23 protein-coding genes are annotated in these 23,386 nt (G+C 39.0%); 13 read left to right on the top strand and 10 right to left on the bottom strand.

The features are described 5' to 3' along the window. Positions 1-83 precede the first annotated feature (83 nt). Genes WBW42_RS06555 through WBW42_RS06545 form a run of 3 tightly spaced genes read left to right on the top strand, consistent with a single transcriptional unit; the run spans position 84 to position 2,269 of the window. Complete coding sequence (locus WBW42_RS06555; RefSeq protein WP_032055444.1) at positions 84-773, top strand: ABC transporter permease; 690 nt, start codon at positions 84-86, stop codon at positions 771-773. Continuing rightward, positions 770-1,483: an ABC transporter permease gene (locus tag WBW42_RS06550; RefSeq protein ID WP_032055446.1), complete on the top strand. Its 714-nt coding sequence runs from the start codon at positions 770-772 to the stop codon at positions 1,481-1,483. The genes WBW42_RS06555 and WBW42_RS06550 overlap by 4 nt, the downstream gene beginning before the upstream one ends. A gap of 9 nt (positions 1,484-1,492) precedes the next feature. Beyond that, positions 1,493-2,269 (top strand): ABC transporter ATP-binding protein, encoded by a 777-nt coding sequence (locus WBW42_RS06545; protein ID WP_032055447.1) that lies wholly within the window; start codon positions 1,493-1,495, stop codon positions 2,267-2,269. A 72-nt stretch (positions 2,270-2,341) separates the two neighbouring features. Here WBW42_RS06545 and abeS read toward each other — a convergent pair whose 3' ends face one another. The 4 genes from abeS to WBW42_RS06525 form a co-directional block, all read right to left on the bottom strand. Next, positions 2,342-2,671 (bottom strand): multidrug efflux SMR transporter AbeS, encoded by a 330-nt coding sequence (abeS, locus tag WBW42_RS06540; RefSeq protein WP_004700493.1) that lies wholly within the window; start codon positions 2,669-2,671, stop codon positions 2,342-2,344. Positions 2,672-2,907: 236 nt separating this feature from the next. Then, a complete protein-coding gene (locus WBW42_RS06535; protein WP_002118193.1) occupies positions 2,908-3,171 on the bottom strand; it encodes a YfhL family 4Fe-4S dicluster ferredoxin in 264 nt (87 codons plus the stop codon). Between the two features lie 2 nt (positions 3,172-3,173). Further along, a complete protein-coding gene (gene trhP / locus WBW42_RS06530; protein WP_032055448.1) occupies positions 3,174-4,544 on the bottom strand; it encodes a prephenate-dependent tRNA uridine(34) hydroxylase TrhP in 1,371 nt (456 codons plus the stop codon). Positions 4,545-4,600: 56 nt separating this feature from the next. Next, positions 4,601-6,067, bottom strand: coding sequence for an aminotransferase-like domain-containing protein (locus tag WBW42_RS06525; protein WP_080776755.1), 1,467 nt, complete (start codon positions 6,065-6,067; stop codon positions 4,601-4,603). A gap of 229 nt (positions 6,068-6,296) precedes the next feature. Between WBW42_RS06525 and WBW42_RS06520 the strand changes: the two genes are divergently transcribed. Then, positions 6,297-7,166: a PhzF family phenazine biosynthesis protein gene (locus WBW42_RS06520; protein ID WP_005068260.1), complete on the top strand. Its 870-nt coding sequence runs from the start codon at positions 6,297-6,299 to the stop codon at positions 7,164-7,166. A 56-nt stretch (positions 7,167-7,222) separates the two neighbouring features. Here WBW42_RS06520 and WBW42_RS06515 read toward each other — a convergent pair whose 3' ends face one another. Continuing rightward, positions 7,223-8,002 (bottom strand): ferredoxin--NADP reductase, encoded by a 780-nt coding sequence (locus tag WBW42_RS06515; protein ID WP_002118187.1) that lies wholly within the window; start codon positions 8,000-8,002, stop codon positions 7,223-7,225. A 101-nt stretch (positions 8,003-8,103) separates the two neighbouring features. Here WBW42_RS06515 and tsaA point away from each other — a divergent pair, with 101 nt between their 5' ends. After that, entirely contained in the window at positions 8,104-8,838 is a 735-nt protein-coding gene (tsaA, locus tag WBW42_RS06510; RefSeq protein ID WP_068791278.1) for a tRNA (N6-threonylcarbamoyladenosine(37)-N6)-methyltransferase TrmO, read from the top strand. 5 nt (positions 8,839-8,843) lie between these two features. On the opposite strand, the gene WBW42_RS06505 is transcribed toward tsaA, so the two are convergent. Beyond that, complete coding sequence (locus WBW42_RS06505; RefSeq protein ID WP_032055451.1) at positions 8,844-10,115, bottom strand: MgtC/SapB family protein; 1,272 nt, start codon at positions 10,113-10,115, stop codon at positions 8,844-8,846. A 255-nt stretch (positions 10,116-10,370) separates the two neighbouring features. Here WBW42_RS06505 and tfpB point away from each other — a divergent pair, with 255 nt between their 5' ends. The 4 genes from tfpB to WBW42_RS06485 all read left to right on the top strand — a co-directional run bounded on the left by tfpB (position 10,371) and on the right by WBW42_RS06485 (position 14,676). Continuing rightward, on the top strand, positions 10,371-12,128 hold the full coding sequence (tfpB, locus tag WBW42_RS06500; RefSeq protein WP_032055452.1) for a type IV pilus assembly ATPase TfpB: 1,758 nt from the start codon (positions 10,371-10,373) through the stop codon (positions 12,126-12,128). Between the two features lie 81 nt (positions 12,129-12,209). Continuing rightward, positions 12,210-12,569, top strand: coding sequence for a NirD/YgiW/YdeI family stress tolerance protein (locus WBW42_RS06495; RefSeq protein WP_000783090.1), 360 nt, complete (start codon positions 12,210-12,212; stop codon positions 12,567-12,569). A gap of 107 nt (positions 12,570-12,676) precedes the next feature. Then, entirely contained in the window at positions 12,677-13,339 is a 663-nt protein-coding gene (locus WBW42_RS06490; protein WP_284105546.1) for a response regulator transcription factor, read from the top strand. Further along, complete coding sequence (locus tag WBW42_RS06485; RefSeq protein ID WP_032055460.1) at positions 13,336-14,676, top strand: sensor histidine kinase; 1,341 nt, start codon at positions 13,336-13,338, stop codon at positions 14,674-14,676. Before WBW42_RS06490 ends, WBW42_RS06485 begins: the two co-directional genes overlap by 4 nt. A 72-nt stretch (positions 14,677-14,748) precedes the next feature. Here the strand turns inward: WBW42_RS06485 and hemP are convergent, their stop codons facing one another. Then, positions 14,749-14,919, bottom strand: coding sequence for a hemin uptake protein HemP (hemP, locus tag WBW42_RS06480; protein WP_002118129.1), 171 nt, complete (start codon positions 14,917-14,919; stop codon positions 14,749-14,751). A 136-nt stretch (positions 14,920-15,055) separates the two neighbouring features. On the opposite strand from hemP, the gene WBW42_RS06475 reads away from it, so the two are divergent. Next, positions 15,056-15,952, top strand: a complete 897-nt coding sequence (locus WBW42_RS06475) for an NUDIX domain-containing protein (RefSeq protein ID WP_032055461.1) — start codon at positions 15,056-15,058, stop codon at positions 15,950-15,952. Positions 15,953-15,977: 25 nt separating this feature from the next. On the opposite strand, the gene WBW42_RS06470 is transcribed toward WBW42_RS06475, so the two are convergent. Both WBW42_RS06470 and mrcB read right to left on the bottom strand, forming a co-directional pair. Beyond that, positions 15,978-16,526: a tetratricopeptide repeat protein gene (locus WBW42_RS06470; RefSeq protein WP_002118198.1), complete on the bottom strand. Its 549-nt coding sequence runs from the start codon at positions 16,524-16,526 to the stop codon at positions 15,978-15,980. 21 nt (positions 16,527-16,547) lie between these two features. Beyond that, positions 16,548-18,944 carry a penicillin-binding protein 1B gene (mrcB, locus tag WBW42_RS06465; RefSeq protein WP_017398585.1) on the bottom strand — a complete coding sequence of 799 codons (2,397 nt, stop codon included), beginning with the start codon at positions 18,942-18,944 and terminating at the stop codon, positions 16,548-16,550. Between the two features lie 185 nt (positions 18,945-19,129). On the opposite strand from mrcB, the gene WBW42_RS06460 reads away from it, so the two are divergent. Together WBW42_RS06460 and WBW42_RS06455 are read left to right on the top strand one after the other, a co-directional pair. After that, the gene (locus WBW42_RS06460; protein WP_016145893.1) at positions 19,130-20,038 is read left to right on the top strand and encodes an NAD(+) kinase; all 909 of its coding nucleotides are present in this window, start codon (positions 19,130-19,132) and stop codon (positions 20,036-20,038) included. Further along, entirely contained in the window at positions 20,035-20,307 is a 273-nt protein-coding gene (locus WBW42_RS06455) for a YeaC family protein (protein ID WP_002118245.1), read from the top strand. Before WBW42_RS06460 ends, WBW42_RS06455 begins: the two co-directional genes overlap by 4 nt. Positions 20,308-20,507: 200 nt before the next feature. On the opposite strand, the gene WBW42_RS06450 is transcribed toward WBW42_RS06455, so the two are convergent. Then, the gene (locus WBW42_RS06450; RefSeq protein ID WP_017398584.1) at positions 20,508-21,521 is read right to left on the bottom strand and encodes a glycosyl transferase family protein; all 1,014 of its coding nucleotides are present in this window, start codon (positions 21,519-21,521) and stop codon (positions 20,508-20,510) included. Between the two features lie 503 nt (positions 21,522-22,024). Here WBW42_RS06450 and WBW42_RS06445 point away from each other — a divergent pair. Then, a complete protein-coding gene (locus WBW42_RS06445) occupies positions 22,025-23,383 on the top strand; it encodes a dicarboxylate/amino acid:cation symporter (RefSeq protein ID WP_002118145.1) in 1,359 nt (452 codons plus the stop codon). Positions 23,384-23,386 lie beyond the last annotated feature (3 nt).

Genomic DNA, 23,386 nt, shown 5'->3' with positions numbered 1-23,386 from the left:
AAAATGTCGGCTTAAAGCCGACATTTTTAGATCTATTCTCATCTCATCAATATTAGATATTGTTTTTAAGGAGAAGATGAGTCATGTTTTTTTCTGGCTTTGGGCCACTCCTGCTCAGCGGGACATGGATGACCATACAGCTTGCGTTGTTATCACTTTTACTTTCTGTGATTATTGGCTTAATTGGTGCGAGCTCAAAACTCTCTGGCATTAAAATTTTACGTTATATAGCGACAGCTTACACCACGCTCATTCGAAGTGTGCCTGATTTGGTCATTATGCTGCTGTTATTTTATAGCTTGCAGTTGGGTCTCAACCAAATTACTGAAGCACTGCAAATGGACCAAATTGATATCAACCCATTTGTGGCGGGTGTGATTACTTTAGCGTTCATTTATGGTGCATATTTTACCGAGACCTTTCGTGGTGCATTTCAATCGGTTCCTAAAGGCCAAATTGAAGCAGCAATGGCCTATGGAATGACTCCGTGGCAGGTTTTTCACCGTGTATTATTCCCTCAAATGATGCGTTTCGCTTTGCCTGGTATTGGTAATAACTGGCAAGTTTTGATTAAGGCGACCGCACTAGTTTCTATTATTGGCCTGACTGACATTGTAAAAATTACACAAGATGCGGGTAGAAGTACCATGCAGTTGTTCTTTTTCAGCATCGTGGCTGCTGCCATTTATTTAGCGATTACCACCGTGTCGAACCTGATCTTAATGTGGCTTGAACGTCGTTATTCTGCTGGTGTGAGGAAGGGGCAATTATGATTGAAATCCTTCAACAATATTGGCAGGCATACCTTTGGACCGATGGTTTGCAAATGACTGGCGTAGCGATGACTGCTTGGTTATTGGTGCTTTCTATTGGTATTGGATTTGTGCTTGCTGTGCCTTTATCACTTGCACGAGTATCAGAAAATCTTTGGTTGCGTGGCCCAGTTTGGTTATATACCTATGTTTTTCGTGGCACTCCACTTTACATTCAATTGCTGATTATTTACTCAGGTATTTACAGCTTTGATTATATCCATGAACACCAGACTCTTGATGCTTTTTTTCGAGAGGGCATAAATTGCACCATTTTGGCATTCGCGCTCAATACTGGTGCATATACAACTGAAATCTTCGCTGGGGCGATTCATTCTATTCCCCATGGCGAGATTGAAGCTGCACAAGCTTTCGGTATGTCAAAATGGAAACTCTACACTCGCATTATCATTCCATCGATGTTACGCCGTGCTTTACCGTTTTACGGCAATGAAGTCATTTTAATGTTGCACGCGACAACCATTGCATTTACAGCAACTGTTCCTGACATTTTAAAAATTGCGCGTGATGTGAATGCGGCAACCTATGACACTTTCAATGCTTTTGGAATTGCCGCGGTGTTGTATGCAATGCTGGCTTTTATTTTGATTGGGCTATTTCGTAAGCTTGAAAAACGTTGGTTGGCATTTTTAAAGCCATCGAATCATTAGGAGACATAAATGGAACAAGTTGCAAAACTAGTGATTCGCGATTTACATAAGAAATTCGGCGATCATGAAGTGCTTAAAGGAATATCACTTGATGCAAATGCCGGTGATGTGATTAGTATTATTGGTTCATCGGGTTCAGGTAAAAGTACTTTACTCCGCTGCATTAACTTTTTGGAACAACCGAGCAATGGCACGATTAAGCTCAATGGTGAAAAACTACGCACAGTCTTTGATAAAAAAGGCAATTTAAAAGTAGTTGAACCAAAGCAACTACAAAAAATGCGTACGCAGCTCATGATGGTATTTCAGCATTTTAATTTGTGGTCTCACATGACAGTGCTGGAAAATGTCATTGAAGGGCCGATTCACGTACTTGGGGTAAAACGTGCTGAAGCTGAAGAGCGTGCAAGGAAATATCTGCGTAAAGTTGGGCTACCTGAAAGTGTTGAAAGTAAACATCCGGCATTTTTATCTGGTGGTCAGCAGCAACGTGTAGCGATTGCTCGTGCTTTGGCTATGGAACCAGAAGTTATGTTGTTTGACGAACCAACCAGCGCGCTTGATCCAGAGCTGGTGGGTGAAGTACTAAAAGTAATGCAGGGCTTGGCTGAAGAAGGACGTACTATGATTGTGGTGACACATGAAATGGGCTTCGCGCGTCATGTATCTAATCAAGTGATTTTTTTGCATCAAGGAAAAATTGAGGAGCAGGGCCATCCTAATGAAGTACTCAATAACCCGAAAAGTGAGCGTTTAAAGCAATTTTTGACGGGCAGTTTGAAATAAGTTGTTCCTACCGAGTAAGGTGAAATTTTATAAAAGAATTCGCATCTTACTCGGTTGCTTTTAAATTATATTTTATAGATGAGTATTTTTAGAAAACACATTAATAATGATAATACCTGCAATCATTAAAGTAAGACCAATACAGGCCGCCAAGTCTAAATGCTGTTTGTAAAATATCCAGCCAATTGCAGAAATTAAAATAATACCCGCACCCGACCAAATGGCATATGCAATCCCGATCGGAATTGTTTTTAGCGTCAGGGATAATAAATAAAAAGCAATTGCATAGCCCACCACCGTAACGATGGACGGAATGGGAACAGTAAAACCTTGAGATGCTTTTAAGGCTGAAGTTGCAATGACTTCACAAGCAATCGCAATTGCTAAATAAAGATAAGACATGGGGAGCTACGCCAGAAAGAGTTTTAATCAATCTATATGAAATGTTGAAATGGTTAGACCAGTTTTAACGATTGTGCAATTTTTGGGGTACAAAAATACCAGTAAAACAAACTGAACTGATCATTTGATTTTATCATTAGCAAAGTGGCTTAAGCTATTTATTCATTTATTTAATCATTGATCTGTATAGTCATTTAAGAGGATCAGAAACCTTAGCCTGATCCTCGATAGACTTTTTAAGAGATAGATTCGCCGAGTATATTTAAATCCTTAAATTTCTCTAGCAGTTGCTCTTTATTTTCAATATGTGCAGGGTCTGGTTTTATGCAATCGATAGGGCAAACCGCCTTACATGTGGGTGCATCATAAAAGCCTACACATTCTGTACAACGAAGTGGATCAATTTCATAAACTTTGTTGCCTTCAAAAATAGCTGTATTGGGGCATTCCGGTAAGCACATATCACAATTGATACAGTCATTCGTAATCAAAAGTGCCATGTTTAACTCGCTGAATAAGCTAATGTTGAGGCAGTAATGTTTTCCTTAGCATGCGGCAAATTTCGTATGAGTAGGGCATATCTAATATCAACAGCTTGTGAAAGTGGAATCTCAACAAAATACCCCGAACCTTTAGCATCTGTAATTAGGTTACCTTTTAAATCGCGCATTTCGGTTAAGGTAAAGGTGATATTGCCTTGAGGCGTCATCAGCTCAAGTGAGTCGCCCACCACAAAACGGTTTTTAACTTCAATGCGAATATAATCGCCGTGACGTTCTAAAACCTCTCCACAAAATTGTTGGTAGTCGAAATGCGATGAACCATCAGCATAGTTTTGATATTCGCTATGTACATGACGTCTCAAAAAGCCTTCGGTATAACCACGGTTTGCCAAACCTTCGAGTTGGTTCATTAAGCTTGGGTCAAATGGTTTGCCTGCTAAAGCATCATCAATAGCTTTTCGATAAATTTGGGCGGTACGGGCACAGTAAAAATAGGATTTAGTACGGCCTTCAATTTTTAGTGAGGCAATCCCCATTTTGGTTAAACGATCTACATGTTGTACCGCACGTAAATCTTTAGAGTTCATAAAATAGGTGCCGTGTTCATCTTCTTCGGCAGCAAACATTTCTTCATCATTACGTTGTACAAGCAAAGTTTGAGATGAAGTTGTCTCTGATTGTGCTGATGAGCAGCAAGACTTTTCTGACTCATTGAGCTGAGTAACTGGAATCACATCTCCATTTGCATCTTCTTGGGCTTCATACAACTTATAGTCCCAACGGCAAGCATTGGTACAAGCACCTTGGTTGGCATCACGTTTATTCATATATCCAGAAAGTAAGCAGCGGCCTGAGTAGGCCATGCATAGAGCACCATGTACAAAAACTTCAAGTTCAATATCGGGTACGTATTGCTGGATTTCTTCTATTTCTTCTAAAGATAACTCACGCGATAAAATCACACGGCTTAGACCGTAATCTTTCCAAAACTTAACAGTGGCCCAATTAATAGCGTTGGCTTGAACTGATAGGTGAATTTGCACATCAGGAAAATGCTCTCTCACCATCATGATTAAGCCCGGGTCAGACATAATGAGTGCGTCCGGCTGCATGGCTATAATTGGTTCAAGATCACGAATAAAGTTTTTTAATTTGCTGTTATGCGGTTGAATGTTCACCACAACATAAAACTTTTTGCCCAAAGCGTGGGCTTCATCAATTCCGATTTTTAGGTTGTCATGATCAAAAGCATTATTACGAACACGTAAGCTATAACGTGGTTGGCCTGCATATACTGCATCTGCACCATAGGCAAATGCATAGCGCATGTTTTTAAGTGAACCTGCGGGAGAGAGAAGCTCAGTTTTCATAAAATAAAAGGCATAAAAAATATATGGTTTTATTTTATTAACTCCGCATTTGGGATTCAACCTACTGAATTAGTAGGGATTTGACCAATATCTTTTTGTACGGGCATCATATTTTTTGCTAGCTCTCCTAAGCGCATCAAAGCATTTAACATTTTGGGATTTAACTCAAAACAAGCTGCAATACGTAAACAATGACTAAAACGTTTATCAGCTGAACACAAAATTCCCGGCATACATAAGATTTTTTCATCCATGGCCTGATGGAACAGTTCTAGTGTGTCAATTGATTCGGGGAGCTCTAACCATAAAATAAATCCCGCTTGCGGACGACTGACTCGGGTACCGAGTGGGAAATAGCGGCAAATATAAGATTTGATAGTGTCAATTTGTTGTTGATAGCGTTTTTTGAGTTGACGTAAATGCAGGTCATAACCACCATTTTCTAAGAAAAGGCCTAACGTTTCTGTGAGTAAAGCTGGCTCGGCAACAGTGGTTGTAAATTTAAGCTGCTGCACAATATTACGAAAGCGCCCAGCTTCTAACCAACCAATCCGATAATCAGGTGCTACAGTCTTGGTATAGCTCCCACATACCAAAACCCATCCGTTTTGGTCAAACGCTTTGATGTTGGGCAAGAGAGGCTCGGTGAGTTGCAATTCGGCATACATCGCATCTTCAATAACAGGAATCTGAAACTGATTAGCTAACTCTGCCAAGCGACGGCGGCTGCTCTCAGGCATGCTAAAACCGAGAGGATTGTGTCCTGTCGGAATGGTTAAAATGACTTGTACACTTTGAGATTTTAAGAGTTCTTCAAGTGCATCCAGACACATACCTGTATGTGGTGAGGTCGGCACTTCTACAATTTTTCGACCTAAATTATGAAGGAGTGGGTACAGGTTGTGAAATGTAGGAATCTCAAGAGCTATGCTGTCACCCGCTTGAGTTGTTGCCATAATCGCGAGACTTAAAGCCTCCATCGTGCCATGAGTCAGCACAATATCATCTGCTGAAAGAAACATACCTAACTGTAAGCTTCGTCTAGCAATTTGAGTACGTAAACGTATAGAACCGGGCGGCAAGGTATAGCTTTTAAAAATATCTGATTGAGAGCGCAACACCTGAGCAGTTAAGCGTTTTAAGCGTTCAATTGGATAGAAATTTTCCCCAGAAGGGCAAGCTAGGGCCAAATTGACATAGTCAGGGTCCATCTGCTTTTTAACAATTTGTGCTAGAAAACAGCTAATTCCTGAAAGAGATACTTTTTCTTCACTGACATAACGCTCTTCGAGTTCTAATAAGTTTGAAGGCGCATGACAAACATAGTAGCCAGACTGTGGGCGAACTGAAATTAAACCTTGATCTTCAAGCTGGCGATAAGCTTCTTTTACGGTATTAATACTGACCTGATAATGCTGGGCACAATCTCGAATTGATGGCAACCGAGAACCAATAGGCTGCCTGCCATTTTGAATTTGCAGGGTGAGGTCATCACTCACTTTTTTATATTTGTACATATCCATTCATTAAAAAGCCAAAGCAATGGATACACTTTATAGCGATCCCTGATTTATCTCAAATATTGTTATGCATTTAGATTAATCCATTTAATAGGGATATAGTTTTAATAACTGTGTCTATTATTTTTCATATTAACTGATACTGTGACCATTAAAAATAAATCAGTAAGATCAAGAAATGGTGAGGACTTAAAAACCATATTTTAAATTACAAAATCAGTAGGAGAGGTCTATGTCTGTTGTTGCATTTAAACAAGTTGATGTTTTTACTTCACAAGCATTTAAAGGAAATCCTGTTGCGGTCATTATGGACGCCAGCACTTTAACGTCTGAGCAGATGCAAGCCATTGCGAACTGGACCAATCTTTCTGAAACGACATTTGTGCTCCCTGCGACCGATTCTCAAGCTGATTATCAGGTTCGAATTTTTACTCCGCAAAGTGAGTTGCCATTTGCAGGCCATCCTACAATTGGTACTGCCTATGCTTTGCTTGAGGCGGGTCTAATTAAATCGAAAGAAGGTAAGCTGGTACAGCAGTGCGGTGCTGGTTTAGTGACTCTGACCGTGAGTGAGTCAAGTCATATTTCATTTGAACTACCTAAGCCTAAAATTACTCCACTAGATGCTATGCATACTGAGAAATTAGCAGAAATTTTAAAATGTGAAATTAATACTCAATGGAACGCTGCATTGGTAGATGTAGGGGCGCGCTGGATTGTATTGCAAGCTGTTAATGCTGAGGCTGTTCTAGATAGCCAACCAGACTTTGCCGCTTTAAAAGAACATGATTTAGAAATGAAAGTTACGGGTGCGACAGTTTTTGGTTTTCATGAAAATAATGATGAACAAAAACACATAGAAGTTCGTTCATTTGCCCCTTCATGTGGAATAAATGAAGATCCCGTTTGTGGTAGTGGTAATGGTAGCGTAGCTTCATTTATTCGTTATTATGGGATTCTTCCTGCACAAAATGATGTCGTACTTTCTTCACAAGGTGGGGCGGTAGGTCGAGATGGACAACTTCAACTTGAATTGTATCAAGATAAAATTTTAGTGGGTGGAACCGCTGTCACCTGTATCGATGGCACCATTAAGTTATAAAAACAGAAATAAAAAAACCGAGGACTTTGCCTCGGTTTTTTTATTTCTAGAAAAAATTATTTTTCTACAAACGCACGTTCAATGACGTAGTCGCCCATTTCACCCATACGAGGTGATTCAACTAAACCGTGTTGGTCAAGTAATGCAGCCACATCTTTTAAGAATGCAGGGCTACCGCAAAGCATTGCACGGTCAGTTTCACGGTTGAAGCGTGGTAAACCGATTTTTTCAAATAAAGCGCCAGTTTCAATTGCAGTTGTTACACGGCCTTGAGTGTGGAAAGGTTCACGAGTAACAGTAGGGTAGTAAACAAGTTTGTCTTTAATACCTAATTCTTCAAAGAATTCATGGTTTGGTAATTCGTTCAAGATAAGGTCTTGATAAGCTAATTCAGAAATATAGCGTGTACCGTGAACAACGATGACTTTTTCAAAGCGTTCGTAAGTTTCTGGATCACGAATAATTGATAAGAATGGTGCAAGACCAGTACCAGAAGATAAAAGGTATAAGTTTTTACCTGGTAAAAGGTCATCATGAACCAAAGTACCTGTTGGTTTTTTAGAAACTAAGATTTCATCACCAACTTGTACTTTTTGCAAAATCGAAGTTAAAGGACCGTCTTGTACTTTAATTGAGAAGAATTCTAACTCTTCTTCGTAGTTTGCACTTGCAATCGAATACGCACGCATTAACGGTTTGCCATTCACTTCAAGTCCGATCATTACGAACTGACCATTTTTAAAACGTAAGCTGGTATCGCGTGTAGTTTTAAAACTGAAAAGAGTGTCATTCCAGTGGTGAACATGAGTAATGCGTTCAACGTTAAAAGCAGCCATTAAAGGTCTCGATCACGATTAAAAGAAAACAGATTGCTATTCTAATCTAATTTCATTCCCGATAAACTGAATATATTTAATTGTGTTTATAAGAAAAAGTGATGATCAATTCTGTCACCTTCCCCATCATTGGCCACATGTGCTCTCCCTATCGTGAAAAATTCGGTATTCCACGCCAGCCTAATTTGGTCAATATCGAGTCTTATATTGATATGGTAGAACCATATAACGACTTGTTAGCATTTGAGGGAATTGAGCAATTTAGTCATCTCTGGTTAGTTTGGCAGTTTCATGACAATAAAAATCAAGGCAATGCAGCTAAGTTCCGTCCACAGGTTCGTCCGCCACGTTTAGGTGGTAATGAAAAAATTGGAGTATTTGCTACACGAAGTATGTATAGACCTTCTCCAATCGGGCTTTCAGTCGTAAAACTTAATAAAGTCGAAAAAGTGGGGAAGTCTGTGCGTGTCTATGTCACTGGAAGTGATTTATTAAATGGCACCCCAATTTTAGATATCAAACCTTATATTCAATATTCTGATGCAATTGCGGAGGCTCAAAGTGGTTATGCGCATGCAGAACCAGAACGAAAGGCAGTTATTTGGAATGAAACTGCGTTAACAGCTCAAAAATATTTTCTTCAAAATAAAGAAATAGATTCGCAGTACATTGATGAGCTTGAGCAAGTGTTAGCTTTAGATCCTCGGCCTGCCTACCAAGAAGACCCTGAAAGAATCTATAAAATGAAATTTTCAGACTTTGATATTCATTTTAAGGTCGATCAATTTGTAGTTACCGTCATTGATGTGGTGAAGACTTCTGCGCTTGCACAATAGATATTTTAAAACCAGTGGATGTTGAGCCAAAGTAAAGTAATAAAAATAGCCATATGAATGAGCTGGGCGGGAACGAAAGCAAGGGCATAGCGTAGTCCGCCCGAAATTGCAGAGTTCACACTTTTAGCAAGAGCGTGAACTGCAAAACCTCCTAAAAAGGCAATTAATAAAGGTGTCATATGTGCGCTATCAGGTTCACCTTGCACAATGACCGCCGCTATAGCTGCATGTATTTCAAATAAAGAAGCAAGTAAGGTCCCCGCGATTAATCCCGCATCGCCTAAAGATAGACTTAAACCATAAACACCTGCCTGAATAAGGGTAAGTGTACCCGCAATAATAATGGCTTCTTTTAAGCTGAACATTCTTGAGTCAAGCTCGGGCGAAGCCGTACTAGGTTCGGATTTACGTAATAAAATAAAAGCCCATACTGCTAAAACTAGTAAGGCAATAAGTGTAGGAAATATAATCAGCTTGAACCAAGCAAAGCTAATACCGATCACAATAATTAAGGTTTGAATCAGTGTTGAAACGCAAGACATCAATGCAGAACCTGCATTTGTTGTTGCGTTGGCTTTGCCAGAGCGTACTTCTAAACCTAAACTGGCAATAGTTGCTGTACTAGAAACAAATCCGGAAGCTAAAGAAGAAAGCAATAAAGCATTTTTAGATGACAAAAGTCGCTTTGCTATATGGGCAAGGGCTTGTACAAATAAAATTAAAGTCAGTAATTTTAAAATCACATGTGGATTTAAAACTGGTCCCCAAAAAGGTTTATTGGGGACTAAAGGCAGAGCAATTAACAGTAAGGCAAGTAGAAAAATACCATCACGTAATTCCGATTCAGTAATCCACTGACTGGCAATACCATGCATAGACTGCTTAGCTATTAAGATAGTTGTCATGATCACAGCTAGGCCGGCAGCGAGCGAAATATTCCAAATGCAAAGTGCCCCGATGAAGTAAGTCATAATAAAGGCGAGTTCGGTGGTCACGCCCGGGTCATTGGGTTGATTTTTGAGCGAAACAATACTAATAGCACCAATGAGTAAGGCACCCACAATTCCAATTTCAATGCCAAATAAAAAACAGATTGCTCCTAATAATGCACTAATGGCAAAAGATCGAAATCCCGCAAAGGTTTTATATTCATGTTTAAGCTTACTTCGTTCTCGTTCTAAGCCAATTAATAAGCCACAACCAAGCGCCGCAGCAATGACTGTAATGAATTCTTCAAATGATGCTGTTTGTAATGACATTGTCATTGGAAGTTCCATATTACTTCCTCTTTGCTTATTGTTATATGTAGATTTGAATCATTTTAAAATCATGTATTCATGTTCAGTTTATTCTTTTTATTATAGTGAGCATAGTGTCTTTTTTAGACAAAACTATGTAGAAAATATTTCTATAAATATGACCTGTGACACAAAAAAATATTAAGATGAGAATTGGTTTAATTAACTGATGTTAAAGGATATTTAAATATAAAACATCTCTGCTATATTATAAAAATATATTGGGGATAACGCATGAATGCACATGTAGAAATAGATACGTATTGGTGTCTAGAACAACTATTACAAGAAGGCCGTATAACAGAACGAGATAAATTACTGGTACAGACAAGTCACCGCCAAAAAGACCAGTTAAAGTGGCATCCATTACAGTGGATAGCACATTTTAATTTAAAAGATCAGCAACACACACATGCGCATTTGAGTTTAAACCGCTTATGTTTATGGTTTGCAGATCGGGTTCAGCTACCTCTATTTGTGATCGATCCTTTAAAGGCAGATGTCAGCGCTTTAACGCAGGTCATGTCACAAGAGTTTGCCATTCGTAACCATATTTTAGCTGTTGAAATTCATGCTGACCGAATCGTGATTGGAACAGATCAACCATTTCAAACAGATTGGCTTAATAACCTTGAACGTAGTCTAGCGCCTAAAAAAATTGAACGGGTACTGCTTAATCCCGAACAGTTACAACGCTATTTGCGCGAATATTATCAGGTGAGTCGCGCGGTAAACTCTGCTCAAAAAGATGCAGCTCATGACCGTGACAGTAAAAATGTTGAAGCACTTTTGCAGCTTGGCGATAGTCAAAACCCAGATGCTAATGATCAGCATATTGTGAAATTAGTCGACTGGATTTTACAGTTTGCATTTGAGCAGAGTGCCAGTGACATTCACATGGAACCGCGTAAAGATAATGGTAAAGTCAGGTTTAGGATTGATGGCGTTTTACACACTATTTATAACATGCCTTCAAATACACTGACCGCCGTGATTTCTCGGATTAAAATTTTAGGACGTTTGAATGTAGCGGAAAAACGTAAACCACAAGATGGCCGGTTAAAAACACGGACACCTAAAGGGCAAGAAACCGAATTACGTTTATCAACCTTACCAACAGCATTTGGTGAGAAACTGGTCATGCGAATTTTTGATCCTGATGTGCTGGTGCGTTCTTTTCAGCAATTGGGTTTTGAAGAGCGTTTATTACAACAGTGGCAACAATTAACAAAAAATAGCCACGGTATTATTTTAGTCACGGGTCCTACAGGCTCCGGTAAAACAACTACGCTATATTCATCTTTAAAGCAGCTTGCAACCGAGCAGGTCAATGTCTGTACCATTGAAGATCCGATTGAAATGCTAGAGCCTAGTTTTAATCAAATGCAGGTCAATAATGCAATTGAATTAGGCTTTGCAGACGGTGTACGTGCACTGATGCGTCAAGACCCTGACATTATTATGATTGGGGAAATTCGTGATCAAGATACAGCGAATATGGCTATTCAGGCAGCATTAACAGGTCATTTGGTTTTATCAACTTTACATACCAATGATGCACCGTCTAGTTTGACTCGTTTACATGATTTAGGTGTACAACCATTTTTAACAGCCGCGACTATTTTAGGTGTATTGGCACAGCGCTTAGTGCGTAAGCTTTGCCCAAACTGCAAACAACAAACTCATATTAATGAAGATGAATGGCAGCACCTAACATTTGACTACATTATGGAAATGCCAGAAAAAGTTTATCGGGCAGTAGGTTGTGAAGAGTGCCGGCATACGGGTTATAAAGGTCGAATCGGCATTTATGAGTTTATGCCAGTTAGTCTTGAGCTTAAGCATCTTATTAGCAGTCATGCGACATTAAATGAATTAAGAAGCCAAACTAAAAAAGAAAGTGTAGAGCCTTTAAGAATTGCAGGAGCTCGCAAAGTTATTGAAGGTTTGACCACCTTGGAAGAGGTGCTGCGGGTTGTTCCATTAAATTAAATTTTTCTTAAGATTCACCTCATCTATCGATGGTGTAATTGTTTTATTCCAAGGGTAAACCAAATAACAGAGGGTAATTTTATGAAAATGCTTAAAGTAATTTTGATGACTGCGGGTATGGCAACTGCGGGTGTGGTTGTAGCAAATACACCTGTGAATCAGGCAGCTATTGCTCCAGCGACAGTTACTACAGTGAAACAAGCTTTAGCATCAAAAGATAATACACCTGTAAAATTACATGGTCAGGTCGTGAAATCTTTAGGCGATGAAAAATATCAATTCCGCGATAAGAGCGGTAGCATTACAATTGATGTAGATGATGAGCTTTGGCAAGGACGTCCTGTTTCAGCCAATACAAATGTGACTTTAATTGGTGAAGTAGACATAGATTATAAGCCTTTAAAACGTGTAGAAATTGATGTAGATCAGGTCCAGTTCTAATAAATTAATTTCTACATTTATTCCTTTTAGCCGCATTTAAATCATGCGGCTTTGCTTTTTTTATAAAGACTTGGCAACATCCAATCAGGATATAACAGGAAAAACAGATGAGAATTTTGCTTGCAGAAGATGATCGCTCTCAAGCTGAAAGTATTCAATCATGGTTAGAATTAGACGGTTATCAAGTAGACTGGGTAGAACGTGGTGATTATGCCCTTACAGCAATTGAGCAGCATGATTATGACTGCATTTTGCTTGATCGGGGCTTGCCCCAACTGGCTGGTGAAAAAGTTTTAACAACCATCCGCCACAAACAAAAAAACGTTCCCGTGATTTTTATTACTGCACGTGACAGTATTCATAACCGCGTAGAAGGGCTTGATTTAGGTGCAAATGATTATTTGGTTAAACCATTTAGCCTAGAAGAATTATCTGCCCGAATTCGTGCCCAATTACGTAAACAAACTCTGAGTCAGCAATCGATTTTAACGTGGGGTGATTTGCAACTTGATACACAAGCGAAAGTTGTATTATCTGCTGGTAAGACTATCGATTTAACAGCAAAAGAATTTCAAATATTACGTAAACTTATGGTTCATCCTGAGCATATTATTACCCGTGATCAATTAGAAGAAGCACTTTATGCATGGGGCGAGGAAATCGAGAGTAACGCAATCGAAGTTTTTATTTATCAGCTTCGAAAGAAAATCGGAAGCAGCAGTATTAAAACCATACGGGGGCTCGGCTACCGTATGGGAGATTTAAAATGAAATCGAATCGATCATCCTTGCAGTCACAACTGGTTAAAACCACCATGTGGAGCAGTATTGTGGTGGGGCTACTGGCATTAAGTTTACTCACCATATTTTCGATTTATCACAACATGTCAGTACAAGATGAAATCATGGATGAAATTTCAGATACCTTACTGGTTTCTGACCTTTCTAAACACTCGATGAAGCAGTTTGACGAGCTGAGTGATGAATTTGATATTCAATATGAGTTATTAGATACAGGTCAGGTGCTTACCCATTCTCATACCTATCAGCATGAACTTTTTGAAAAAGGTAACTTATCAGAAGGTTTTTCATATTTTTGGTTTGATGGTCAGTTATGGCGTAGTCTGGCAGCACAACAAGAAGATTCTCAGCTACAAGTTGAAGTTTTTCAGCCCATTAGTACACGTATTGAAGAAGTATTAAAAGCACTTGCTGGATATAGTGGCCTTATGGTGCTGTTCTGGTTACTACAGTGGGTTATTGTAAGTTGGCGTACCGAGCAACAATTGGCTGCACTGAATTTACTTTCTAAACGTATTGCCCAAAAAACTGCCTCAAACTTAGAGCCAATTCAAGAACCAGATATTATTACAGAGATTCAGCCTGTGATTGATGCTTTAAATCAGCTACTTGCAAGGCTACAAAGGGCACTGGTTGCTGAACAGCGTTTTACTGCAGATGCTTCACATGAATTACGTTCACCTTTATCTGCCATACAAATGCGTCTTCAAGTTTTACAGCGTAAATACCAACATCTTCCAGAACTTCATCAAGATTTTGAACGCATACAAGAAGACGTTTCTAGAAGTACAAAAATACTTGAGAATTTACTTCTTCTGGCCCGCTTAGAACCTAATGAAGCTGAACAGCCTGAACTTCCTAAGACAGTTATCGATTTAAATTACTTACTGGCTAGAGTGATTGAAACTGTAGATTTAGACGCGAAAGCTAAACAGATGTTGATAGAGACCAATACTTTATCGACAGAAACTAAAACATATGCGAATGAAGAATTACTGTTTATTGCTTTTAGAAATTTATTTGATAACGCTATTCGTTATAGCCCGACACTAGGCTCTATTCATGTTGAGATTAGTCAATATGAACAGCAAATTAAGGTGTCTATTGAAGACACGGGAAATGGAGTAGATGATGAAGTGCTATTACGGTTAGGGCAGCGTTTTTTTCGGGTACTTGGTACTCAGCAGCAAGGTTCTGGCTTAGGAATTTCAATTACTCGAAAAATTATTGAATTGCATAATGGCAAGTTACGTTTTATGCATGCTGAACAAGGTGGGCTGAGAGCAGAGATTATTCTTCCTTCATAAAAAATAGCATGGTTACCCATGCTATCCATTTTTTGTTTTCCCACGAATATTATTGAAACGCGAGTATGTTTTTTATTTAGTTAAAATTAGGCGATTGTTGCGAGTGAGGCGTAAACGATATTCCTCGCCAGCATGCATAATGCGAATTTCACGGCCTAATGCAAAGAGGTTATTAGAATGTAACATTGGTAAGGCGTGAGCTGTGTCATTGTTACGGGTAAATAAGCTAAAAGGTGCGTTCATTTGTTGTGCTCCGTGGTATGTTCTTGAACGATTTAAATGATAATCATTATCGAATAGATCTGTCAATGAGATTTTTAAGATTTTATAAAATGATAAAATTTGCTTACACTTGAGAAAAGTTTTAGAGAGTAAAAAGATGCCCAAACCAATAGTCGATGTCGCTATAGCAATCTTGATCCATCGTGGAAAAATATTAGTTGGATGGCGCGAAGAGCAGCAACATCAAGGTGGAAAGCATGAGTTCCCTGGAGGGAAGGTTGAGCAGGGTGAAACACCAGAAGAAGCCTGCCGCCGTGAAATCTATGAAGAAGTGGGTATTGGTTTAAAAGATTGGCATCAGTTTGATTATATTCACCATGAATATGATGACATTATCGTCAACCTTCATTTGTTCCATAGTTATGTACCTGATGAGTTATTAAATCTTATTCACCAGCCATGGGCATGGTACACACGTGATCAGCTACTTCATTTAAACTTTCCAAAAGCCAATAAAAACATCATAAAACGACTCTATTGGCCTCATCTCATCAAAATTAGCAATACGCTTTCAACGGTAGAAAGTAGTGATGCTTTATTGTACTGGCGTATCGAAGAATTTGAGCCGCAGTATATAGAGCAATTAACTGCTTTAGATGAAGGGCAACGATCAAGTTTAATTATAAATGTCGATATTTGGCGGCAATTAAGCCCTGAATTACAAAAACAAATAAAGACCGTTCATTTAAAACAATCTCAACTCATGAATTTGCATAAAGGCGATTTAAGAGTGGGCGTACGTTATATTGCTGCTTGTCATGATGCTGTTTCTTTAAAGCAAGCTCAGCAGATTGGTTGCGATGCCATTTTTATTAGTCCTGTAAAACCAACAATGACTCATCCAGAAGCTGTGGCATTAGGTTGGGAACGTTTTAGTGATCTCGCTCAAAATAGCCAGATTCCAGTTTTTGCATTAGGAGGAGTACATCCGGATGATTTAGCCACTGCACAGCAGCATGGTGCATATGGCTTAGCGGGTATTCGTAATTTCTAATAAGAAAATAAAAAAGCATTAAAAGCTAGAGGGCTTTTAATGCTTGTTGTGCTTCTTGAACAGTTTTTTGATTGTTGCGTTGTTGCCCAGCTTTTAAGATGACTAACCATAGCTGCTTTTTCATTGGCTGACTTTGGGCAAAACTCAAACCACGTCTTGCTAAAGACTCAGCATTAGAATATTGCTGTTTATGATTTGCCGTAAGCGCAAGAAATAAATAAGTCTCAGCCGCTTGTGGCGCTAAACGCTGTGCTTGAAGCGCATAGCGCTCAGCCTCTGACCACTGCTGATTTTTATAAGCCTGCTGTGTTTTTTGCATTAAAACTTTAAATGCAGGTAACTGGCTACCATCATCACTAAAATGTTGAGGCTTTTTTTGCTGAGGAACAATCACCTGTAAATTTTTACGTTGAATTTCTGGGTGATCATAAGGTGTAATTTTTACACCTGATGGAGTTTCCGTCTTTTTGACTGGAGGAGTAGGTGTTTTCTCTTTGGAGTCAGAATGATCGGGCAGAGTTGTACAGCCGACCATAAGAACAGCACCAATATAAAAAACACCTTTCTTTAACATATCCTAATTTCCTGTTAACGCTTAGTTGTTATAACTACCACTTGAAATTACACGTGAGTTGTTTGACAGATCTTGTTCCATCTGGTTTTCACTTTCACGAATATAACTGTCGGTATTATCATCCTGAGAGTCAGGAATTGTGTTATCACTTTGTGGCGTATATGTTGGATCAACTTGATAATAAGGTGCTCCACATGGCGTAGCACGGTGCGGAACCGTATGCGTTAGCATCGGAATATACATTGCGCCATCACATGCCTGAGCAGATAAATCACCCGTTGCACGGTCAATCCACTGCCACTGTACTGTGTCTGGTTGACGTAGATTTACAGGCGTTTGACGTAATTGTTTCATCACATTAATCCATACTGGCAATGCACCCGATGAACCTGTTAATCCTGTTACTTTGTTGTCATCTAAACCTAACCAAACTACAGCAACGTGGTTACCTGAGTAGCCCGCAAACCATGAGTCACGTGTATCGTTAGTCGTACCTGATTTACCTGCCAATTTTAAAGCAGGAGACAAGCTATTATAAGCTGCGCGACCAGTACCCGAAGACATGACCTGTTGTAGACCATAATTCATGATATAACCAACAGATGGATCAATGGTTTGTTGAACATTCAGGCCATAACGGTCAAGCAGGCGACCATTTGCATCTACGACAGATCGAATCGCACGAGTCGGATATTTAAAGCCACCTGTAGCAAAGTTCTCATAAATTCCCAGAACCTCCATTGGTGACATATTGACTGCCCCAAGGAAAATAGATGGGTAGGCAGGAATGGTCGACTCAACACCAAACTTTCTTAAGTTGTTTGTAAATGTAGATAAACCAAACTCTTGACCCAAGCGCACAGCAGATAGGTTATATGAATTTGCCAAAGCTTCACTCAAGCTGACTACACCATGTCCGCCACCACTGTAGTTTTTAGGTGTCCAACTTTTGCCACCATCTACAGGGACACTAATCGGCGCATCTTCAATTTGGGTTGCCCAGTTGTAACGCCCAGATTCAATAGCACTTAAATAAATCACAGGTTTTAATAAAGAACCGACTTGACGTTTTGCATCTACAGCACGGTTAAAACCAGTAAAGTCTTGTGTAGAACCAACAGCAGCAACAAGCTCGCCGTTTTCTGGATGTGCAATCAGTACAGCACCCTGTAAGTTTTTCAAACGTGATGGATTGCTGTTTGCTAAGCGTTCTACTGAAGCTTTAAACGCATTTTGAACTTGAGTTTGAGTAATTGGGTCTAAAGTCGTAAAAATACGTAAGCCCTGATTAGTTAAATCACTTTCTTGATATTCTGTGCGTAATTGACGACGCACAATATCTAAAAAGTCCGGGAATTTTGCAGGGCCTAAACTTGGTTTATTTAACACATTTAAAGGACGTGCAATTTCATCTTCATATTCTGCTTGAGTTAAATAACCCATTACACGCATGTTATTTAACACCGTATCGCGGCGTTTTTTTGCACCTTCAGGATTTTTCCAAGGGTTATACAAAGAAGGGCCTTGCACTAAACCAACTAAATAAGCTTGCTGTGCGACACTTAGCTCACGTAACGGTAAACCAAAATAAAATTGAGAAGCCAAACCATAGCCATTAATTGAGTAGCTACCATTTTGGCCTAGATTTACTTCATTTAAGTAAGCTTCTAAAATTTCATCTTTGCTGTAATGCAGCTCAATGAGTAAAGCCATTAATGCTTCATTAACTTTACGTTTTAAGGTGCGTTCAGGTGTAAGGTAGAAGTTTTTAACTAATTGTTGAGTTAGGGTTGAACCACCTTGACGCTTTCCGCCTGTAATATTACTCACCAATGCACGAGCAGTACCACGAATTGAAACCCCGTGATGATGATAGAAATTACGGTCTTCTGTTGAAATTAAAGCTTCAATAAGAGGTTTAGGGACATTATTCAGTTTAATGAGAACACGGTCTTCATTATGTTGAGGGTAAATCCCTCCAATCAGAAGTGGCTCTAGTCGCGCAACACCCGTTGAAGAAGGTTTTGTACTTCGAACTTCAGCAACTTGATCATTTGCAAAACTTAACTCTAATACTTGTTCGGGTTCAACACTGTCGCCGTAATCAAAACCACGTGTATGGATATACATATTGCTACCCTGAGCAACATAGGTTCCAGACTTGTCATAATTACTTGAAGTTTTGTAACCCAAGAGTTTTAATTCTTGAGTGAAATTTGCTTGGGTAATAGGTGCGTTATTATAAATTTCCAAAGGTCGTGCGAACACTTTGGCGGGAATATCCCACCGTTGTCCTTCAAATTTTTCACGGATAATATTATCTAAACGAATCAGATAGATACTAAGAGCAATAAAAGCACCAATGACCAAAATGGAAAAGATTAGTGCAAAGAAACCGATACCACGTTCAAACTTCATAAAAATGAGATAAAACCCTAACAATGCCTGTAATGATGCGATAGCTTGTCATCAATTTGCAATGATAAAACTGTGAATAATTGGAAAACTTAGATTGAATTTTACAGCATCTTGTTGTTATGTTTTTTTAAATTAATCAGGTTAATGTTATTATAGGCAAGTATCGCAGCGGAGCTTACTCATTCGTGCAAATTTCACATAAGTCCTTCAGAAACGTCGGGTTAATCGGTCGACCAGATAAATCATCAGTAGTAGAAACACTATGTTTAATTCATGATCATTTGTTGAACCTAGGCTTAAACCCCATTTTTGATCAGGAAACTGCTGAATTAGTGCCTTATGACCATGCACAGGTAGTGAGTCGTCATTTATTGGGTGAAGTTGCTGATTTAGTCATAGTCGTTGGAGGTGATGGTTCTTTACTCCATGCTGCTAGAGCTTTAGTACGCTACAATACGCCTGTTATTGGTATCAACCGCGGGCGTTTAGGTTTTTTAACTGATATCAAACCTTCAGAAGCCATTTTCAAACTTGACCAAGTACTTCAAGGTCATTTCCAGCTTGACCGTCGTTTCTTACTTGAAATGGAAGTACGAACAAATGGTGAAGTCATTTATGACGCCATTGCTTTAAATGATGTGGTTTTGCACTCGGGTAAATCGGTACACATGATTGACTTCGAACTTAATATTGATGGTCAATATGTTTACCGCCAACATAGTGATGGTTTAATTGTTTCGACGCCAACCGGATCAACGGCTTATGCATTGTCAGGTGGTGGCCCAATTTTACATCCAAGTATGGATGCTATTGCATTAGTTCCAATGCATCCCCATACATTGTCATCACGTCCCATCGTAGTCGGTGGTCAAAGCGAAATTAAAATCGTTATTCGCGAAAATCGGGTGTTACCAATGGTGAGTGCAGATGGACAACATAGTGTCTCGCTCAATGTTGGAGACAGTTTACACATCCGTAAACACCCATTTAAACTAAGTTTATTGCATCCACCAGGTTATGATTTCTATATGGCCTGCCGTACCAAACTTGGTTGGAACCAAGATTTTGAATCTTTTCAAAGAGATGAATCATGAATATTGAACAAATGCTATCTGTTTTAAACCCTGAAATTGTAGAGCGTTTAAAAACAGCAGTAGAAATTGGTAAATGGCCAAACGGCGTTGTTTTAACTAAAGAGCAGCGTGAAACTTGTATGCAAGCTGTAATCGCTTGGGAGTTAAAGAACTTACCAGAAGATCAGCGTAGCGGTTATATTGACCGTGGTACAAAAGAAGAAGGCGAAGAGTGTGATGATGATCATCACAAGCATGAGCCAGAGTTTAAACCTATTCGTTTTGTTTAAAACTTAATAAGACAGAAAATTATTTCTGGTTATTCCATACAGCCTTATATAGCATGTTTTTCATAAGTTATAGCATATAGGCTTTTATTACTTTTGAAGGATCAAAAGTAACCAAAAATCCTTTGTATCACTGACGATACTTCCTGTATCGCAGTGATACGGTCGACATCCATGTCGACCTTCACGATAGCATTTGTTAACTACGAATTAAGATTGCTTAAATTTCGTGTATCCCATAACACTTTTGCTTTTTGCATCGCTTCTTCAAAACTAGCAACAACGCCCATCGTATATAGCGCGATTCCGATGGTTTCTGTTATGGCTATTTCTCCATATTCATGGTGCTGTTGACCAAGCCATACTGCTTTAAACGTTGCTAAATCTAATTCCTCTTCAATTGGGCTTCGTTCAGGTGTGAGCTTTGGCAACTCATGTTCATAGAGCTCACCATTTTTAATACCGCAAATGAGCGTTTTAGCATCTGGGTTTCGTTCAAATTCACCACCTTCGCCTTTAATAACGGCACTATTTTGATAGCCTAAGCGTAATGCGCTATGTTGGTGAGAAGTTCTGTAAGCAGGGTGGAATATTGCTTGTAAGGTAGCCTTAGCGTTAAAAGGATTAATTAAACGGGCCAAAGTATGAATGGGTGAACGCAATCCCATGACATTTCTTAGAGATATCAATTCGCTTAAAACTGGTGAAATCACATCTAACGGTAAGTAAGCAAAATTTTGCTCTGCTAATTGTGTACGAACTTCTTGTTCAGAATGACAAATTTGATAACCAAGATATTCTAAGACTTGCTCAGTATAAACACGATTAAGCGTGTGACCTGACGCACCATGCATAACAATTTTATGGCCATGCTGGGCAAGTGTAAGAGCGGCTAACAAAAACCATGGATAGTGTTTTCGCTTACCTGCATAAGATGACCAATCTAAATCAACATCTAAATGTTCAAAATGAAGCTGATCTTTGGTCGCTTGCACAAACCCTGCAAGTTCATCAATCGATTCTTCTTTAACCCGAAGTAGCATTAAAAATGCACCTAGCTGCACATCTAACACTTCACCTTTTAAAATCATGGTAAATGCTTGATAGGCTTCTTCATAGCTTAAAGAGCGAGATCCGGTTTTCCCCTTACCTAAAATACGGACATATTGAGCAAAGGGATGTTCAGCATCTTTATAGATATTGCGTTTAGTATTCATCGTAGTTCAAAACAATAAAAATGATGGGATGTAGGCAGCTCAAAATGAAATGTCCACAGGTATTTAATCAATATGACATAAAAAGCTGCTGAAAAAATATCAAAAGTGTTTCTTATACTAAAGTCTTAAGGCTACCTGAGTGTTTTTTATGCGTATTAGCTAAAAAATTAATCGAATCGTTATTTAATTCGAGTACACTTTCCCGTGCTTTTTTGAGCACTCATATCATAATTTTATGTGATTCTCCTATATCTTCAGCTTTTTATTGAAAAAGTAAGAGGTTATTTCGAGCTACTCAAAGTGGTTAGAAACTTCAGGTATTCTCCTGTTTTAGAAAACATTGATTTTGTTTTCATTGAGGTAGTAGGAAGGTTTTTTGTTCACAAAAAACCATTTCCCTTTTGCGGTGTTAATGTGAAAGGTTAGGGCTGTGTATTCGTAAAGAATAGACGTTTCATTTTGGTATTTCCAACGGACTTGGAAATATAGATTGAAGTAAAGTTATGGCTAAAAAACCGATTTATAAATCACTTTATTTTCAGGTGATTATTGCGATTATTGCGGGTATCTTGGTAGGGCATTTTTCCCCAAGCTCAACGCAAATTGTCAATGGTGTCGAACAGCATATTCCGGGGTTAGGTGAAAAACTCAAGCCATTAGGTGATGCCTTTATTCGTTTGATCAAGATGATCATTGCTCCAGTTATTTTCTGTACCGTGGTAAGCGGTATTGCTGGCATGGAAAGCATGAAGTCAGTCGGAAAAACTGGCGGCGTTGCGTTGTTATACTTTGAAATCGTTTCAACAATTGCACTTCTAATTGGCCTTGTTGTAATTAACATTGCTAAACCGGGTGTAGGGATGAATGTTGACCCTACCACTCTCGATACTTCGGGCATTCAAAAATACGTCAGTTCTGGTGAGTCACAATCTACCATTGATTTCTTAATGCACATCATCCCTGATACGGTGGTTGGTGCATTTGCAAATGGTGAAATCTTACAAGTCCTTCTTTTTGCAATCCTCTTTGGTTTTGCTTTACATAAGTTAGGTGATGCAGGACGTCCAGTTTTAAAATTTATTGATCAAGTTGCACATGTGTTCTTTAACATTGTGAATATGGTCATGAAATTGGCTCCGATTGGTGCATTCGGTGCAATGGCATTCACTATCGGTAAATATGGCGTTGGTTCACTCGTACAATTAGGGCAGCTCATTATCTGCTTCTATATTACGTGCTTACTCTTTATCTTCTTAATTTTGGGTACAATCAGCCGTATTAGTGGATTCAGTATTCTTAAGATGATTCGCCTGATTCGTGAAGAGTTATTAATTGTACTTGGTACATCTTCTTCTGAATCTGTTTTGCCTCGCATGTTACGTAAACTTGAAATTGCAGGTTGTGAAAAATCTGTAGTTGGTTTGGTTATCCCAACAGGTTATTCATTTAACCTTGATGGTACGTCAATTTATTTGACTATGGCTGCAATCTTTATTGCTCAGGCAACAAATACACAGCTTGATATTCAACATCAGATTACTTTGCTATTAGTACTCTTAATCTCATCTAAGGGTGCGGCGGGTGTAACAGGCTCTGGCTTTATTGTTATGGCTGCAACTTTGTCTGCTGTTGGACATATTCCAGTAGCAGGTTTGGCATTGATTTTAGGTATTGACCGTTTCATGTCAGAAGCACGTGCTTTAACTAACCTCGTTGGTAACTCATTAGCAACGATTGTTGTTGCAAAATGGGTCGGTGCTTTAGATAAAGATAAGCTAAATGATGCTTTAAACAATCCAGATGAAGTCGACAGAAAAATGATGGAGCAAAAAACTCCTCAAGTCGCTGAAGGTTTAGATTAATTC

The organism is Acinetobacter sp. LT1 (assembly GCF_059800965.1).
Note: the sequence above shows the minus strand (reverse complement) of the source record. Positions and strands in the feature narration are given on the sequence as shown.